The sequence below is a fragment of the Nesterenkonia natronophila genome (assembly GCF_003595215.1).
GTDB lineage: Bacteria > Actinomycetota > Actinomycetes > Actinomycetales > Micrococcaceae > Nesterenkonia > Nesterenkonia natronophila.
The window spans coordinates 275,720-292,572 of the sequence record NZ_QYZP01000001.1 but is presented as its reverse complement, the minus strand read 5'-3'; the positions used below and the strand labels follow the sequence as shown (position 1 = coordinate 292,572).

Annotated in this window: 16 protein-coding genes; 9 read left to right on the top strand and 7 right to left on the bottom strand. The window is 62.4% G+C overall.

Annotation, left to right across the window (positions count from 1 at the left end; genetic code table 11):
* The first annotated feature begins 60 nt into the window (after window positions 1-60).
* The 3 genes from D3250_RS01410 to D3250_RS01400 all read left to right on the top strand — a co-directional run bounded on the left by D3250_RS01410 (window position 61) and on the right by D3250_RS01400 (window position 2,540).
* Window positions 61-837: a 3-oxoacyl-ACP reductase gene (locus D3250_RS01410; protein ID WP_119901576.1), complete on the top strand. Its 777-nt coding sequence runs from the start codon at window positions 61-63 to the stop codon at window positions 835-837.
* A 144-nt stretch (window positions 838-981) separates the two neighbouring features.
* Window positions 982-1,791, top strand: coding sequence for an alpha/beta fold hydrolase (locus tag D3250_RS01405; protein WP_147383452.1), 810 nt, complete (start codon window positions 982-984; stop codon window positions 1,789-1,791).
* A gap of 8 nt (window positions 1,792-1,799) precedes the next feature.
* Entirely contained in the window at window positions 1,800-2,540 is a 741-nt protein-coding gene (locus tag D3250_RS01400) for an esterase/lipase family protein (protein ID WP_119901574.1), read from the top strand.
* 23 nt (window positions 2,541-2,563) lie between these two features.
* Here D3250_RS01400 and D3250_RS01395 read toward each other — a convergent pair whose 3' ends face one another.
* Window positions 2,564-2,968 (bottom strand): DoxX family protein, encoded by a 405-nt coding sequence (locus D3250_RS01395; RefSeq protein WP_119901573.1) that lies wholly within the window; start codon window positions 2,966-2,968, stop codon window positions 2,564-2,566.
* Between the two features lie 192 nt (window positions 2,969-3,160).
* Here D3250_RS01395 and D3250_RS01385 point away from each other — a divergent pair, with 192 nt between their 5' ends.
* The 4 genes from D3250_RS01385 (at window position 3,161) to D3250_RS01370 (ending at window position 6,876) form a co-directional block, all read left to right on the top strand.
* The gene (locus D3250_RS01385; protein ID WP_119901571.1) at window positions 3,161-4,426 is read left to right on the top strand and encodes a phospholipase D-like domain-containing protein; all 1,266 of its coding nucleotides are present in this window, start codon (window positions 3,161-3,163) and stop codon (window positions 4,424-4,426) included.
* Between the two features lie 12 nt (window positions 4,427-4,438).
* Window positions 4,439-5,098 carry a cyclodeaminase/cyclohydrolase family protein gene (locus D3250_RS01380; RefSeq protein ID WP_119901570.1) on the top strand — a complete coding sequence of 220 codons (660 nt, stop codon included), beginning with the start codon at window positions 4,439-4,441 and terminating at the stop codon, window positions 5,096-5,098.
* Between the two features lie 92 nt (window positions 5,099-5,190).
* Window positions 5,191-6,237: a universal stress protein gene (locus D3250_RS01375; RefSeq protein ID WP_225973075.1), complete on the top strand. Its 1,047-nt coding sequence runs from the start codon at window positions 5,191-5,193 to the stop codon at window positions 6,235-6,237.
* Between the two features lie 177 nt (window positions 6,238-6,414).
* Complete coding sequence (locus D3250_RS01370) at window positions 6,415-6,876, top strand: BON domain-containing protein (protein ID WP_119901569.1); 462 nt, start codon at window positions 6,415-6,417, stop codon at window positions 6,874-6,876.
* A gap of 28 nt (window positions 6,877-6,904) precedes the next feature.
* On the opposite strand, the gene D3250_RS01365 is transcribed toward D3250_RS01370, so the two are convergent.
* The 4 genes from D3250_RS01365 to D3250_RS01350 are packed head-to-tail and all read right to left on the bottom strand — an operon-like array spanning window position 6,905 to window position 12,484.
* On the bottom strand, window positions 6,905-7,387 hold the full coding sequence (locus tag D3250_RS01365) for a DUF3253 domain-containing protein (protein WP_119901568.1): 483 nt from the start codon (window positions 7,385-7,387) through the stop codon (window positions 6,905-6,907).
* Window positions 7,384-10,278, bottom strand: coding sequence for an FAD-binding and (Fe-S)-binding domain-containing protein (locus D3250_RS01360; RefSeq protein ID WP_119901567.1), 2,895 nt, complete (start codon window positions 10,276-10,278; stop codon window positions 7,384-7,386). The genes D3250_RS01365 and D3250_RS01360 overlap by 4 nt, the downstream gene beginning before the upstream one ends.
* A 14-nt stretch (window positions 10,279-10,292) precedes the next feature.
* Entirely contained in the window at window positions 10,293-11,903 is a 1,611-nt protein-coding gene (locus tag D3250_RS01355) for a GMC family oxidoreductase (protein ID WP_119901566.1), read from the bottom strand.
* Entirely contained in the window at window positions 11,903-12,484 is a 582-nt protein-coding gene (locus tag D3250_RS01350) for a hypothetical protein (protein WP_119901565.1), read from the bottom strand. The genes D3250_RS01355 and D3250_RS01350 overlap by 1 nt, the downstream gene beginning before the upstream one ends.
* Window positions 12,485-12,684: 200 nt before the next feature.
* Between D3250_RS01350 and D3250_RS01345 the strand changes: the two genes are divergently transcribed.
* Window positions 12,685-13,437 (top strand): IclR family transcriptional regulator, encoded by a 753-nt coding sequence (locus D3250_RS01345; RefSeq protein WP_119901564.1) that lies wholly within the window; start codon window positions 12,685-12,687, stop codon window positions 13,435-13,437.
* Window positions 13,438-13,573: 136 nt separating this feature from the next.
* Window positions 13,574-13,903, top strand: coding sequence for a putative quinol monooxygenase (locus D3250_RS01340; protein ID WP_119901563.1), 330 nt, complete (start codon window positions 13,574-13,576; stop codon window positions 13,901-13,903).
* Window positions 13,904-13,933: 30 nt separating this feature from the next.
* Here the strand turns inward: D3250_RS01340 and D3250_RS01335 are convergent, their stop codons facing one another.
* Together D3250_RS01335 and D3250_RS01330 are read right to left on the bottom strand one after the other, a co-directional pair.
* Complete coding sequence (locus tag D3250_RS01335; protein WP_119901562.1) at window positions 13,934-15,400, bottom strand: APC family permease; 1,467 nt, start codon at window positions 15,398-15,400, stop codon at window positions 13,934-13,936.
* Window positions 15,401-15,529: 129 nt separating this feature from the next.
* On the bottom strand, window positions 15,530-16,681 hold the full coding sequence (locus D3250_RS01330; RefSeq protein ID WP_119901561.1) for a diaminopropionate ammonia-lyase: 1,152 nt from the start codon (window positions 16,679-16,681) through the stop codon (window positions 15,530-15,532).
* Window positions 16,682-16,853: the final 172 nt, after the last annotated feature.

Here is a 16,853-nt window from a genome sequence, read left to right as displayed (position 1 = left end):
TCCAAGCCGCAGATCGGCTGAAAAAGTATGATCCCCACCCCCAAAGACATAGGAGACTCCATGGACGTGAACGCTTCCCGTCTGATCGACCGCAGCGCCGTCATCACCGGGGGCGCCAGTGGAATTGGGCTGGCCACGGCTCGCCGGATGGCCGCCGAAGGAGCCCACGTGGTCATCGCCGACATCGACCAAGTCACTGGCCAGGCAGCAGCTTCCGAACTGGGGGGATTGTTCGTCAGGACCGACGTCAGCAACGCCGAGGAGGTCGAGAATCTCTACGCTGAAACCCACAAGACATTTGGCAGCGTAGACATCGCCTTCAACAATGCCGGCATCTCCCCCGCCGACGACGCCTCCATACTCGAGACCGGAATCGATGCGTGGCGCAAGGTCCAGGAGGTCAATCTGACCTCTGTTTACCACTGCTGCAAATACGCGCTCCCCTACATGCAGAAACAGGGTAAAGGTTCCATTATCAACACCGCCTCCTTTGTAGCGGTCATGGGGGCTGCCACATCACAGATCTCCTACAGTGCCTCCAAGGGCGGAGTGCTGGCCATGAGTCGTGAACTGGGGGTGGAGTTTGCCCGTCAGGGCATCCGGGTCAACGCCTTGTGCCCCGGGCCGGTGAACACTCCCCTGCTGAAGGAACTGTTCGCCAAGGACCCGGAACAAGCGGCCCGTCGCCTGGTGCACGTGCCGCTTGGGCGATTCGCCGAACCGGAGGAGCTGGCCGCCGCCGTGGCGTTCCTGGCCAGCGACGACTCCTCCTTCATGACCGCCTCCACTTTTCTCGTCGACGGAGGCATCTCGGGAGCCTACACCACCCCGCTCTGACCAAGGACTTGCCTGGCAGACTCCTACGGCACTGGATGGAACCCATCTTGCGTCGGTGTGTGACTTGTCAGTAACCTCAAGTTCCCAAGGATCCGCGCCGCGAGTTCCTGTTCAACACTGCTCAACTAAGCGAAAGCGACGACGTTGCCCCGAACGCCTCAGCATGACACCGGGTTCCAGACTCAGCGTCTGTACGTGGGCGCCCATGCGGTGGATGTGCGGGGATCCTTCGATCTGCAGCGCCCGGCGGTGGTTTTGGTGCATGGGATCGGTATGTCAGGCGAGTATTTCCTGCCCTACGCGGACGTGCTCGCAGCGACCTATGACGTATATGCCCTCGACCTTCCGGGATACGGCAGCACTCCCAATCCACCCCGTGCGTTGACGGTTGCGGAACTCGGTGAGGTGGTCGCAGAAGTGTGTGCACAGCTGGGGTTGAAGGCGCCAGTTCTCATAGGCCACTCCATGGGGTGTCAGATCGTGACGAACACTGTCGCGAACAATCCCAGCCTCGGCGCCGGCTACGTATTGATCGGGCCCACCGTAGACCCAGCCGCGCGCAGCCTCCCCGCCCAAGCCTGGCGTCTGTTCCGCGACACCCTGGCCGAACCTTTCGCCACCAATGCAGTGGTCTTCCGGAATTACCTGCGAATGGGCCCGTTGCGATACCTGCGGACGCTTCGATACATGTTCGCCGACCGACCAGAGGAGACCATTCGACAGTGCCGGCTTCCGGGGCTTGTGGTTCGCGGAGCCCGCGACCCCATAGCCTCCGCCGCATGGGTGCGCCAGTTAGTGCGTCTTGCTCCAGACGCCAGCCTGCGGGAGGTACCTGAGGGTCCTCACGCCCTCCAGCACAATCAGTCCCAGGCGCTGGCGGAGGCCTGCGCGCCCTTCATCGCCGCCCGCACCGGCCCCGGCGCCGTGCCGCGTGCGACCTCACGGGACAGCTGACGAGTTCCATGGATCAGGACGACGCCCCATTTTCCAGGGGCCGGAGTCTCCTGCCGGAGCGGCTCTCTGAGGCCGCCACCAATCTCACTTTCTGGGTCCGGGATTATGGCTACGCTCTCCGCTGGCAGGCCAACGGGTTGGTGCGCCCGCCAGACCCTGAACAGTACCGTATGCCCACTCCGGACAAGCCTGCGATCGTTCTGCTCCCAGGGATCTACGAAACCTGGGCTTTCATGCTCCCGGTGGCAGACTTACTGCGGGCGCACGGATATGACGTCCGCGCCGTCGTCGAGCTGGGATACAACGGTGGCACGCTCGAGGACATGACGAACCTGGTGCAGCAACACATTCGCGAAGCGGGCATCCGCAACTGCGTATTGGTCGCACACAGCAAAGGCGGGCTGATTGGCAAGCTCATGCTGGCTCGCCACAATGAGCCTGGTCTGATTAACGGGCTCGTAACGCTCAACACACCCTTCGAAGGGTCACCGCTTGCCCGCTTGCTGCCGCTGCCAGCCATTCGCACATTCCTGCCGCGTTCCCCAGAGTTGACTGAACTAGGTTCCAACCACCACGTGCATCGGGAGATCGTCTCCATTTACGGACGCTTCGACCCGCACATCCCGGGCGGCAGTCATCTGGACGGGGCGCACAATGTTCAGCTGGAGACCCGTGGGCACTTCCTTCCGCTTGGTGACGACCGCGTCCACGAGGCAATTCTCGACGGGATTCAGCTGCTCACGCACTGAGTCCCCCTGAGCGCTTCGAGAGTTCAGCTCTTGCGTCGCTTGGTCACCAGCGCAATGGCGATGGCCGCCAGCCAGATGTCCTTAGCCAGGGGAGTCCCGTCCTGTGACGGCCGAACACCGTCAGACTGGGTCATGTCGTCATTGCGGAAATACATGCTGAGCATCCCGGCTGAGAAACCGCCCAGTGCCAGACCAGCGAGCCGGTTGCTCACAAAGGGGGTCAGCAGCGCAGTGCCGACCGCGATCTCACCCCAAGCCACGGCCTTCCCGAACGTTTCGGGGGGAAGCTTCTCTACGGCGGGGACGCCGGTCGCTGCCATGCCCTGCAGGCCGGCTGCCGACTCAGTGTCCAACTTCAGCTTGCTGATACCCGCGTTGAGAATGAAGGCGCCGGGAAGAGTGCGCAGTGCCAGTGTGGAAAGGTTCATGTTGTTCTCCGACCTATGGTTGAACGGGAAGCCCGCAACGGACGAACTCCTCGAGACATTTCTCCACAGTCAACCTCTCGGCGTCCTGCATCATTCCTTGGCTGCGAACCTGGCGGAGCCACAAAGAGGGGTCAGGGCCGGTTCCGATGCCACTCACCCGGCGTCTTCACTCCGGCACATTAGGGTGGGCTCATGAGTCGTTCCAGAATGAGAAGGCGCCTCGGCCGCCGCAAGAGTTCGCCCAAGTCACTAAGCCTGGCCCTGGCGGGAACGGCGGTAGGGGTGCCACTGAGTGCCGCAGTGTCCGTGGTGACGCTGGACCTGCTGAAGCGGAGCAAACGCAAAGAGCGCAACGCGCCCCGGCCCGGCACCTTTGAGTCCCACGTGGAAGAATCATCACTCACCATTTACACCGACGGCGAAGCCCTCTACGGGGACATGCTGAAGGCCATAAACGCCGCACAGCACTCGATCCTGATGAAGACCTATATCTGGAAGAGCGATGAGGTGGGGCAGCAGTTCATCGATGCCTTCAACGCCGCTGCCGCGCGCGGCGTGGATGTCTTCATCATCTATGACGGATTCGCCAACCTGGTGGTACCTCCATCGTTCTACCGTCAGCTGACTGATGACGTCCACATCTACCGCATGCCTGCCGCTGGGAGAAGTTTCTGGAAGGCGCCGCTGCGCTCCACAGGGTTCAACCACTCCAAGATTTTGGTTGTCGACGACGAAATCGGGTTCGTCGGGGGCTACAACATCGGCCGCCTCTACGCACGGAAATGGCGGGACACTCATCTGCGTGCCGCCGGACCAGCAGTCTGGGGACTCCGGCAGACGGTCGCTCGGCTCTGGAATGAGGGTCGCGACCCCGCGGATCAAGTGCCCTGGACAGCCCCGGACAGCTGGAACCCCACAGTGCGGGTGGTGGCGAATATGCCTGTGGACCTCGTCTACCCGGTTCGGAACATGTACCTCAAGGCGATCGAGCGAGCGCAGAACCGGATTTGGATCTCCACACCGTACTTCATTCCGGATCAGCAGATCCTCAGGGCGCTGATTCTCGCTGCAGAGCGAGGCGTCGATGTCCAAGTGATGGTGCCGAAGGAGTCGAACCATGTGATTGCCGACTGGGTCTCCCGAGGCTTCTTCGGCCAGATGCTCGACGCCGGCATCACCATCCTGCTCTATGCCAGCAGCATGATGCATTCAAAGACCGCCACCATTGATGGAGAGTGGTCCACTATCGGCACCGCCAACATCGACCGCCTCTCGCTGTCATTCAACTACGAGTCCAATGTTGAGGTCGTTGATCCCGGGTTCGCCCAGGAGATGGAGAGAGTCTTTCGCAGCGACATGGCACACTGCGAGGATGTCCGGCCCCAGGCGTGGCGAGCACGCCACCCCATGGCGAGGGTGACGGAATTGGCACTGAAGCCTCTGCGTCCGGTCCTCTGACACACTGGGGTGATGGGTACCTCTGAGCAGATCACCACACAGGAATCGACGGTCGCGGATTGGACTCGCGCCCTGGGAGAACCCATCGGTGCCCCCGGTGGCGGGGCGGGGGCCGGGGTCATGCTCTCCCTCGCCGCATCATTGACTTCCATGGTGGCCGGTTACACCGAACCGGACGCTGGTGAGGAGGATCAGCTCAACAGTGTCCTCATCAGAGCGCAGAACCTGAGGCAGACAGCTTTGCAGCTGGCTGACGACGACGCCGCGGCATCCCACGCCTTTGGAGCCGCCTTCAAGCTGGAGCGCGGCCGGGCACGCGACGAAGCGATCCGCAAGGCCTCTGTTGAGGCAGCTGAGTCTTCGGCGGTGCTGGGGGAGCACGCGATCGGCGCGATCGACGACCTGACCTGGCTCACCGAGAACGGCAACTCCGCTCTGGTCGCCGACGTCGTGGTCGCCTTCGGTGCGCTGCGGGCCGCCGTGGCAGGTGCCCGCACCAACGTGAGTTTCGATTTGGGGACCCTCCGGGCTGGCGGTTTGAATCTAGAGGAGGTCCGGGAGCAACACCCGGAACTCTGGACTACTGTCCACCGGTTCGATGACGCCATGGCGCGAATAGACGCAGCCACCAACTCCATTGATGGACGTGCTGCCCCCACTGACAATCGATGAAGGCGACATCGCAATAATTGTCATTCTATAAATCCCACAGAAGCTGGTAAGAAACTCTTTCCAAGTTCCTCTTGCAGTCGTATCGTTACGGTATGGCACACACACATGGAATGGATGAGGACCATGCACCTGGCGTCTTGGTGGGCCTCGACGGATCGCCCGCCGCGGATCGCGCGTTTGTCGCAGCGCTGATGGTGGCCCAACAGCGGAACTGGCCGCTCCGCCTGGTGGGAGCCTTTATGAGACCAGTGGTGATCGACGAATACAATCCTCGAGCCCTGGAGTACTACCTGCACGGTGCCGCCGACGAGGTGCAGGCCCGCCTAGACCACTACTCCGCGCGAGCATCGGAGGCAGGCGTCGATGCCACCACCCGAACCTTTGAAGGGGATGCCGGCAGAGTCCTAGTCGAGGAAAGTCGCTCCGCGCATCTGGCCATAGTGGGCAAGAGAGGCCGGAATCGCTTTGCCGGAAGACTGTTGGGCAGCTCCTCAGCAAAGCTCGCCGCGCACGCGCACTGTCCCACACTTGTTGTGCCGGAGAAGTGGGAGAGTGAGTTCGCCGAAGAGCTGCTCGCCCCCTCTCAACACCTGGCCAGCGGGGACGAGGCCGCGGACGAGCCGCTCTCTGTGCTGGAGCAGTCCGTCCCCCAGCAAGATCACCGCCGCACCTTCGCCAACGTGGCCGAGGAGCTCAACTTTGACTCCGAAATTGTGGTCGGGGTCGATGTCAGAGCCGCAGCGACGGAGGTTGTGCACCTGGCCGCAGAAGCTGCTGCGCTGACAGATCGCCCACTGACCCTCATCGCCGCAGAGACCTTGAATGCGCACGGTTGGTACCCCGATGCTGAGCACCACCGCATCGAAGTGTCGAACATTCGCCGCGGATACATCGACCACATGGAGAGACTTGCAGGCGAGCTGGGGGACAAGAACCCCGGAATGGCGGTCAGATGGCAGTTCTTCAACGGATCACCGGCAGGGGTCCTTGCGGAGGCCTCTCGGACCGCAGCACTCGTGGCAGTCGGGACTCGAGGGCACGGCGGGTTCGCCGGGCTGCTGCTCGGCTCCGTGAGCCAAGCGGTACTAAACCGCTCAGCCTGCCCTGTCTTGGTGGTCCCCACATCCCACCAGAAGTGACTCAGGGAGGATTCGACGGGGGCGTATCCGGAGCGGAAGCTCAGAGAGGGTTCCGAGGGCGGCTGATCTGACGACCCGACGGCCCATGGGACTTTGGACCCTACTCAACCCCGCCCAAACTGGTCCAGTCTGGAAGCACCCTAATCCAGACCGAGGACCACAGGAGGCTATTGCCCCATGTTTAACAGTCCCACCCCGACGACCTCGCAGAGGATTACTGATGGTGACTTCACGGAGATCGTCAACCGCACTCTGAGACGCTCTCCCATGGTCCCCAACGCTGTCATGGCGCACATCAGCGGTCGCCATGTCACACTGACCGGCGCGGTGGATTCCTACCTGCAGCGCGACGCGGCCGAAGAAGCGATACGGCGACTAGATGACGTGGAGTCGGTGGACAACCGCATCACCCTCATCATCCGCTCCCCCATCAAGAACGCTGAGCAGCACATACGGCATGCCATGTTGCGTAATCCAATGCTCGATTCCAGCGCCATCCGCATCACCATTATCGGTCATACTGCCATCCTCACCGGGCACGTCGGATCCCTTGCCGAGAAGAAACAAGCAGGCCTAGCGACCTGGGCGTCCTCCATCGTGAGGTCGCTCGACAACAGGCTGAAGATTCAAGCTCACTGAAGGCCTGCGAGCGCAGCGGGGCGTCGACCTAGGATTTGAGCTGCTCTCCGGCTCCCAGCCGGACTGGGCCGCGCACATCGATCCCGACCGATTCGCCCTTCTGCGTGATTCGAATCTGCCCCTTCTGGCACATCTCACTTGCCACCTCGCGGACCAGCGGCATTATCGACCGCCAGGCTTGGCCGCCCACTACTCGTGCGGCGTCGCTGGGACAAATGGTGGAGCCGTCTCGGTGGCGCAGCAGAGACCGAATGGTTGCGGCGGCCCGCTCCCTGCGGCCAGTGTCTGTCGGCTCCCACCAAGGCTGCCCACGTTCCCCAAGCGCCACCTTGGCATCGTGCACACGGAACCGCACGTCATCGCCACGGGTCTTCACCAGGCGGCGGGCAGCCATGAGCTCCTTGACGAGTTCGGCCCGGAGCCGATCGGGAATCGCGGGATCCGAGGCACGCCATTTCTGGCCCTTGATGACGATGTAGCGGCCATCGTCGCTCTTTTCCTGATCGGTCACTGAATACACTCTAAGTCGGATTCCGACCGGACCGCAGAACTCAGCAACTCCAAGATGTGTCGGTACTGCGCGCCGGTAGCCCGAGTCATTCCCAGCTCGCACGTGCGGTTCGTCGACGCATGCGCATCAGAACCCAGTGATTGAACTTCCGCAGCCTCAGCCTTGGTGGCCGAGGCTGTCAGCTCCGGGTGGAGCATCCCGCGGTCGCCAGCGTAGGCACAACAGTCCCACTCCACCGGCACATGCACTTCCTCCGCCACAACTTCCGCCAAGGCCTCGAACGCCGAGTTGAGCCCTAAGCGCGTGGAGGAACATGTCGGATGCAGAGTCAAGGAAGCCAGCCCTGGTGCCTGAAGCATGTCCAGTCTCCGCAGGTCAGGTAGGAGGCGTCGCGCAGCGAATGTCACCGCATCCACGACCTCAATCGCGCTCGCATGCTCTCCGAACCCAGACACCAAAGCCTCGAGACCTTCGGTGCAGGAGCTGGCGTCGCTGATCACCGGCAGTCGCCCACCCTCTGACGCTTCCCACAAAGCGTGGAAGACTTTCCGTCCCATGTGGTCATACCCGGCGTTCAAACCCTTCGACTTCCACGGCGTGCCACAACACAGTGATGGCATCGACTCCGGCGTGCGGACACGTACCCCCGCCGCCGCGCAGAGCTTCTGGAAGGCCTCCCCCACACCGGTCGCCCCCACACCACCGCCACTCTCTGTGCCGAACAGGGTCTGCGTACAACTGGGAAACCACACCACCTCCGCCTGCGCGTCACGAACAACGGCACGACGGCGCCCACCGGCGGGTAAATCAGTGGACCAGCGTGGAACTGCCTCCGACCCCAGAACACGACGCGCCATGTCAGAACCTGTTCGCGGGACCACCGGCGGCAACCGGTCAGCCACCGTCAGCGCCAACGCTCCGGCCTGACTAGCGGCATCCCAGCCCATCGCCGCACCCTTCCAGAGTTTCTCCTCAACCCCCGATCTGGTCTCAGCGCGCAACCTGCGCACCAGGTCCCCGGTGTTGATGAAGACTGGGCAAGCTGTTTCACACATGCCGTCCACCGCGCAGGTTTGGACGGAGTCATAGTCGTACTCGTCCCGGAGCGCGTGAGCCAGCGCGGTGTCTCCGGCGTTCTCTGCGCGTGCAATTTCGCGGCGTAGCACGATCCGTTCCCGAGGCGTGAGGGTCAGCTGGCGGCTCGGGCACACCGGCTCGCAGTAACCGCATTCCACACACCGGTCGACCTCCTCCTCCACCACCGGAGACGTCTTAAGGTGCTTGAGGTGCGCCCGGGGATCCTCAGTGAGGAGAACCCCCGGGTTGAGGATCTGCTGCGGGTCTGCGAGCGCTTTGATCTGCTGCATCACTGCATAGAGCTCATCACCGACCTGCCGCCGCACGAAGGGCGCCATGATGCGGCCAGTGCCATGCTCAGCCTTCAGCGTTCCTCCCCGAGCGAGTACGCACTCCACCATTTCTTCAGTGAACTGAGCGTAGCGCTCCACACCGTCCTGGGAGTCATCGGTGAACGACTCCGTCACCATGAAGTGAATGTTTCCGTCTTTGGCGTGACCGAAGATCACCGCGTCACGGTAGTTGTGTGCGGCAAAGAGCTGGCTCAAGGCCTCACACGTTTCCCCGAGCAGCTCCACGGGTACTGCAATGTCCTCCAGGAGTGCTGTTGTGCCGGGGGGTCGGTTGCCCGCCACAGCGGCGAAGAGACCTTTTCGGGTCCGCCAGAAGGCCGCCCGGTCCTCCGCATCCGTGGTCAACTGTGCCGGCACTGTCAGCGGAAGCGCGTCCCACATCGGGGCTGCTGAGTCGATTCTGTCCTGCAGTGCCTGCGCATCAGACTCTTGAAACTCCACCAACAGCGCACAGTGGTTCTCTACGCTCAGCTCCCGGATCACGTCCGGGGATTTCGGGTCCCGTTGGGAGACCCGAAGACTCGTGGCGTCCATGAGCTCCACTGTGGCCAGCTTCGCACTCACCAGATCGGGCAGGCTAGCGGTCGCCGACGCCAGATCAGGGTAGATCAACAACCCAGTGGCCACATGCGGCCTGATCGGCACCGTGCGGTACGTCGCTTCTCCGAGGAACGCCAACGTGCCTTCGCTGCCGATCACCAGATGCTCCAGGATCCGCACCGGCTCAGTATGGTCCAGGAAAGAGTTGAGCCCGTAACCCATCGTGTTCTTCAGCGAGTGCAGCTGCTGAATGCGTTCCACGCACCGCGGATCTGAGCGCAGCTGGTCCCGCAACGCCGCCAGACCCGCATGCAGCTCAGGCTCATCGCGCGCCAGATGAGCATCTGCCTGGGACGACGCCGTATCCACCACCGTTCCGCTGGGCAGCACCAGCACGGATGAATCCAGGGTCTGATAGGTATTCGTCTCAATCCCACATGCCATCCCGGAGGAGTTGTTGGCCACCACGCCGCCGATCGTGCAGGCGATCTCACTGGCCGGATCTGGCCCAAGCTTGCGGCCGTAGCGCAGAAGGCGGGCGTTGACCTGCCTCAGTACCGCCCCGGGGCCACAACGGACCCGGGCGCCGTCGTCGAGGACTTCAATCGCGCCGAAATGTCGACGTACATCAACCAGCAATTGGTCTGTCACCGCCTGACCAGACAGACTCGTGCCCCCCGAGCGGAAGGTCACAGCCATGCCTTCGCGGTGGGCTGCGACAAAGAGCTGGGCCATCTCTGCGTTCGAGCTCGGCCGCACCACGGCCTGCGGCGTCAACAGGTAGTGCGAGGCGTCATGAGCAGCGGCTAGACGGTCCGTGGCACGCACGCCGACCTCGCCTGCGGCGTTTCGCAGCACGTCTACGAGGTCGGCGGGAGTCTCCGGCAGAGTGGTGGAACCCGATGGGCGCGATCGGCTCATAGGAGTCCGCACCCTCAGATCCGTTGGGCTTTGAGCTCTTCAGCGATGTACTCAGCCTGCCGGATTGCCAGGGCCACAATCGTCAGGGTGGGGTTCGCCGCGGCGCCGCTGGTAAAACTAGAACCATCTGAGATGAACAGATTACTCACATCATGGGCTCGACCCCAGCGGTCCACCACCCCGTCCTCCTGACGTTCACTCATCCTTGCGGTTCCCAGGTTATGCGTGGCCGGATAGGGCGGTGTGCGGTGTGTCGACTGCGCTCCCACGGCTCCATAGACCTTCTCCCCCGCTGCGTAGGCGTGTTCACGCATCGCGACGTCGTTGGGGTGATCGTCATAGTGGACATTGGGCACGGGCAGACCATTGAGGTCCTTCACGGTGGTGTTGAGGGTCACTCGGTTAGTCTCCTGCGGCATGTCCTCGCCAACAATCCACATGCCTGCGGTGTTGGTGTAGGCATCCAGCAGTTTCGTGAAGTCCGGGCCCCAAGCACCTGGCTCTACGAACGCCGCCATGAAGGCCGGTCCCAGCGCAATCGTCTCCAGGTAGTACCCCCCTGCGAACCCACGGTCGGGGTCGTGGAGCGACTCGTCCCCGATGAGGCCGGCCATGGTCTCACCACGGTACATGCGCACCGGCTTGTCGAAATGACCCCAGACTGTTCCGGTGAGGTGGCGCATGTAGTTGCGGCCGACCTGCCCGGAGGAGTTGGCCAGGCCGTCCGGGAAACTCGGTGTCGCGGAGAGCAGCAGCAGCCTTGGGGTTTCGATTGAGTTCGCCGCGACGCAGACGACTTTGGCCGCCTGGCGGTGAAGGTTGCCCTCCTTATCGAGGTAGAGAACGGCGTCGGCTCTACCCTGTGCGTCGTGAGTGATCTGCACAGCCTGGGACTCAGGGCGCAGGTCCAGCAGACCGGTCTGCTCGGCGCGCGGTATCTCCCGGACCAGAGTGGACCATTTGGATCGGTTCTTGTCCCCTTGAAAGTTGAACCCGTCTTGGATGGATGCCGGTCGGCCATCATACTCTTCGGCGTTCGTCGCGTAAGGTCCGGTGGCGTAAAACCTATAGCCGGCGCGTTCGGCACCGTTGGCGAGCACCTTGTAGTTGTTGTTCGCAGGAAGCGGGGGCCGCCCATGGACGTGGGTGGAGCCCATTGCCTTCTCGGCCCGGTCGTAGTAGGGAGCCAAGTCCTCGAGTCCGATCGGCCAGTCCAGGAGGTTGGCGTCATCGACCCTTCCGTAGACGCTGCGGGTCTTGAACTCGTGCTCCTTGAATCGCGGGGTTGCACCGGACCAGTGGGTCGTGGTCCCGCCCACGGCCTTGACAATCCAAGCGGGGAGGTTGGGGAAGTCCCGGGCAATTCGCCAGGACCCAGAAGTGGTTCGGGGGTCGAGCCACGCCATCTGGTTGAACGCTTCCCACTCATTGTTCACGTAGTCATCGTTGGTGAGGTAGGGCCCGGCTTCGAGGACTACGACGGGGATTCCCTTCGCAGTGAGTTCATAGGCCAGGGTCCCTCCCCCGGCTCCAGAGCCGATGATGACGACGGCGTCCTCATCCTGGTCCACACTGTGCCCTGTGACGCTCGTGCCTGGTGCGGGGTTCTGTTCAGCGGACGGCATTACCTCTTCACCTCTTCCATATCTGAGCTGGTGGCGCCCGGCTGATTCGTGCTGTCACGTCTACGCCCTTCGGCGACGGGACGCGGCACCCGTCCAGCACCCGGCGCCATCGCCGGCAGCGTCTCACCCTCCGGAAATTCGATTCTGGGCTCGGGCAGCCAGTCGAGGTCGTTGAAGCCTCGATGGATATAACCACCCTGATCGAATGACGGACCCTGGTATCCGAGCGCTTCCCACACCTCCGCATCGTCGTATAGGTTCAAGACAGCGGTCCGGCGGACGAAGCCGAAGAACTCGGTGCCCTCCACACGGCGCAGTACCTTCAGGGCAGACTCATCGTCGAGCGTACGGAAGTCACCGTCGGCGAGCTGGTTGAGGGAGAGCAGCCCCTGAGCCAGCGCTACACGGAACCAGGTCTCATTCTGAGCCTCGGTGAGGATGGTGTCCGCAGTGCGCTCATAGGGCCCGTCCGGAACGGACTCATGAGGGAATGCCACACGCAACACTCGTATCAGGGTCTGACGGGCTTCGTCCGTCATCTCCATGGCGTTGAGTGATGGGTACTTGGCGGGAAAAACCATCGGATGCTCCTTCGGCAGTTCAACCTCTCCGCCAGCTGCGACCACCCACGAAATCCCGGCGGTGCCCAGCCTGACGCATGATCATCCATTGACCACACTGTGACGGTATGTGATCTGCGACACTGTTATACAGGAGGATTCTCGTCCGGTGAGAACGAGAACAGTATCGCCCTCAACGACCACCGTGAGACGAGGCCCAGATGCCAGCAATTTCGTTGATCAACAGGACATTCGCCATCCTGGAGACCGTCGCCGCCTCCGGCAGCGTCCCGGCTAAGGAGATTGCCCACCAGCTAGAAATACCCCTCCCGAGTGTGTACCGACTGCTCAACGAACTCGTCGCCAACGAGTATCTGGTGCACATCAAGAAGGAGGGGCAGTTCGAGCTGGGACCCAAGTGCTTTGATCTCGGGCTGTCGTTTCGGCAGCGGTTACTGGCTCCGCCTCCTATTCGCCAGGCCACTACCGAACTGCACCGCACCCTGCAGGCTGCGGCATATTTCGCCATCTACAGAGGCGCCGACATTGTGCTCACCTACCTGTCTGATTGCGAGCAGCATCCCCGGTTGCGACCCCTTCGCTTCGGGTTCCATGAGGCTGCGCACGCTACCGCGTTCGGCAAGATCCTGCTCTCGGGCATGACCAGTGAGCAGCGAAGCTCTTACATCCAAGCCCGAGGAATGCCGATTCTGACCCCGCACACTATCGCCCGGCCGGAGTTGCTCGATGACCACTTGAACGAAGTCTCTACCCGAGGAATTGCGTGGGAGCATGAAGAATTTCTGCCCAGGACCACCTGTGCCGCAGTGCCGGTCCGCAACAGCAGCGGCATGTGTGTCGGCGCACTCGCGGTCAGCATGCCCTCCCGCAAAGTGTCCGGATTTGAGACGCGAATCGAGTCAGCTCTGCGTGAGTATGCCGGCCAGTGCAGCCGTTACATGCGTGCCGGCTAGCGGAAGCTTTTCTCATGTCACGAGAAACATTCTTTGAGTGGGCGTAGCTTGCGTCACACACTGTGGTCACCGCACTGATGCTGGGAGAAGCCATCGTGAGCGCGAACCACTCAACCATCCCGAAGAAAGGACCAACATGATCCTCATAGTAGTGAAATTCGAGGTCAAGCCGGAACTTGCAGACCAGTGGCCAGAAATTACCCGTGACTTTACGGTTGCGACACGCGCCGAACCGGGGAACAAATGGTTCGAGTGGTCGCGGAGCCTGGACAACCCCAACGAGTACGTCCTGGTAGAAGCTTTCGACGACGACGGCGCGGCACCTCACGTCAACTCAGACCATTTCCAGACCGCGACAGCAGAGGGCAGCCCTATGCACCAAGCCCTGGTTTCCACGCCCAAAATCATCTCTCGCCAGGTCGAGGGCGAGGGGTGGGAGGAGATGGGCGAAATGAAGGTGGGCTGATTCGCCGCACCAACAGCACCCTTCCGTCCGCTATTGGCTCGGCGCGCGCCTTTGAGCGGCGAGCTTCGTGAGCAGCGCATGCTCAGCCCCAGGTCCCGGCTTGATCCCCCCTGGTAGGCGAATCAAGAAGATCAGACCCAGCAGCCACCAGGCTCCAAACATGATGTAGGGCTGAACCGTAAGTCCGGCTGGCATGCCAGGCAGGTAGAGCAGCAGCATCCCCGCGGTAGTCACCACGGCGAGCACGCCCACCACGATGCCGCCAGTGTTGCTGCGGTGTCCACCGACGCGCATCGGCCGAGCCATATCCGGTTCGCGGCGGCGCAGAATCAGGAAGACGACGGCGACGAGGATGTAGGTGATGATAATTGAGGGCGATCCGGAGTCCACCAACCACACCATCATGACCTCGCCGAAGAATGGCGCAACCAACGCGATGGCACCGATGAACAGCAGGGCATTGACAGGTGTGCGGTGCTTGGGGTGGAGCTTGGCGAACCAGCGGGGCAGCATCCCGGAGTTGGCCATTGCCCAGATGAGCCGAGAGGCGCCAATGATGAATGCATTCCAGGAGGTCAGCAGTCCGGCCAATCCGCCGGCCACTACGACGTTGCTCCAGAATTCGTTGCCGGCCAGAGCTCCCATTGCGTCAGCGGTGGCCAGATCGAAGTCACCCATCTCGGAGGCTGGCAGGGCCACTGAGGTGGTGAGCACGATAGCTATGTAGAACGCCCCCGCCATGAGGACGGAGATGACCACGAGGAACCCGATTTTCCTCGGTGAGACTTTGACTTCCTCGGCCGACTGCGGAATGACGTCAAAGCCCACGAAGAGGAACGGCACCACCACTAAGACTGCGATAATACCTGCGCTGCCGCCGGTGAACAGCGGCTCTGCGTGTTCGCGTTCACCGCTGATGAGCGCCAGCGCCATCAGTGCGAGCGCCATGGTGACGACGAAGATCACCACAGATGTCTGAAAGAAGCTGGCCGGTTTGATGCCTCTGATGTTGAGTGCGGTGAGCAGGAGACCGGTGACTACGCCGATGAGGGCCCATATGAGGTTCACTTCGAAACCTGCGACAGTCCACAGTGGAATCGAATTCACCTGAGGAATGATGTAGGCGATGGTTCTGGGGATCGCGACCGCTTCGAAGGCGACCACAGCAATGTAACCGCCGACGATTCCCCACGACCCGATGAAGGCCAGGCGAGGATCAAGCCCTCGCAGCAGGTAGTTGTGCTCGCCGCCGGCCAGTGGCATGGCTGAGACCAGCTCGGCGTACACCAGCCCCACCAAAGCCATGATTGCTGCGCCGATGACGAACGCCAGGACGGTGCCCATGGTGCCCGCTTCTGTAAGCCATCCGCTGGTGAGTGTGACCCAGCCGAAGCCAATCATGGCTCCGAAGCCGATGAAGAGTACTTCCAACCACCCCAGAGAACGCTTGAAGCGACCCTCCTGAGGTGGCGTGTGACCGGTCAGTTGTTGAGTCATCTCGAGTTCCTTCTGAGTCGGGCGTGCGGGGAAGCTGTCAGGAATCCTACACACGGGACACGGGGGTGCCGGTGTGCCGCGCTCAGAGGGAGGCCGGAAGCCATGCTTGGTGGTGACCTTCACGGGTCGTCATGACTGGTCCTCCTGATACGCCGAGCCACCTGCGCGCAGCGCTTCCGGCAGCGGATTCGCAGCTCTGCCTTCCGTGCTGAGGAGCAGAATGTGAGACCCATCTGGCAGCAGACCCCGCTCCCGCAGGACTCTCACCCCCGCCAACGACGACGCGCCGCAAGGACCCGCGTCCACCCCCAGCGCCTCCAGATCCCGCACCGCTGCGGCCGCCTGCTCATCAGTGACCAGCACGCTGAGGTCTACCCCGGCGCGGAGCACCGGCCACGAGGCCGACGCCACCGTCCCACAGTTCAGACCCGCCATGATGGTGTGGCTCGCCGCCACCGACACGGGCTGGTTCGCTACCAGGGAGGCGATAAGGCTCGCCGCAGCCTCCGGCTCGACTGACACCACGTGCGGGGCCGCTGCCTCGGTCCCACTAGAAACCGCCGCGAACCCGGCGGACCGGGAAAACCTCACAACGGCCTCTGCGAAGGCACCTACACCCGTCGGAGCAGTCACGAGGGTGGGGGCGGCAGCACCAGCTTCGGCGAGCTGCGCTGCAGCCTCGGTCAGCACGGTCCCGTAGCCCTCCACAATCCACGCGGGGATCTCCTCGTAACCCTCCCACGATGTGTCCTGGATGAGCAGTGATCCCTCCGCTCGACTCTGGGCCGCAGCATGGGCCACGACCTCCTCGTAGCGAAGGTCAAGGACTGTCACCTCCGCACCCTCGGAGCGGATACCGTCAATCGCTTCCTGTGTCACGCCCTCGGGCAGGAATATCCGCGCGGGCAGGCCAACAAGCGCACCGGTGCGGGCCACCGCACGGCCGTGATTGCCATCGGTCGCGGCCACGAGCTCGCGGACTCCCGTCTCACCCGTTCTGGCCGCAATCTCTTCGAATGTGAAACTCCGCTCCCTCTCCCCCAACCGAACGGATAGGGCCCGGGCGATTGCATAGGCGGCACCGAGCATTTTGAAGGCTGGCAGTCCAAAGCGGGCGGACTCCTCCTTCATCCACACTCGCGCAGCCCCCAGTTCACGGGCGAGTCTGGGCAACTCTACGAGTCGAGTGGGCGAATAACCGGGAATCGACCGGTGAAAGTCGAGCAGCTGAGGAACCGGGTCAGTCGTCCACGCACGGGCTTCCGGGTGTGAGCGGACCACGGAGCGTGTCGACGCCTCAGAATCGGCAGATGCGACTGTCGGTGAAACCTCGGCGCGTATCAGAGGTCCTCCTAGGATTCTCGAGAGGTTCAGATCGTCCTTCTGTTTTCACGCTCCGGACAGCCTGGCCTCCAGTCGATAGAACAAGTACGAATCATACCGTTCAACTTCT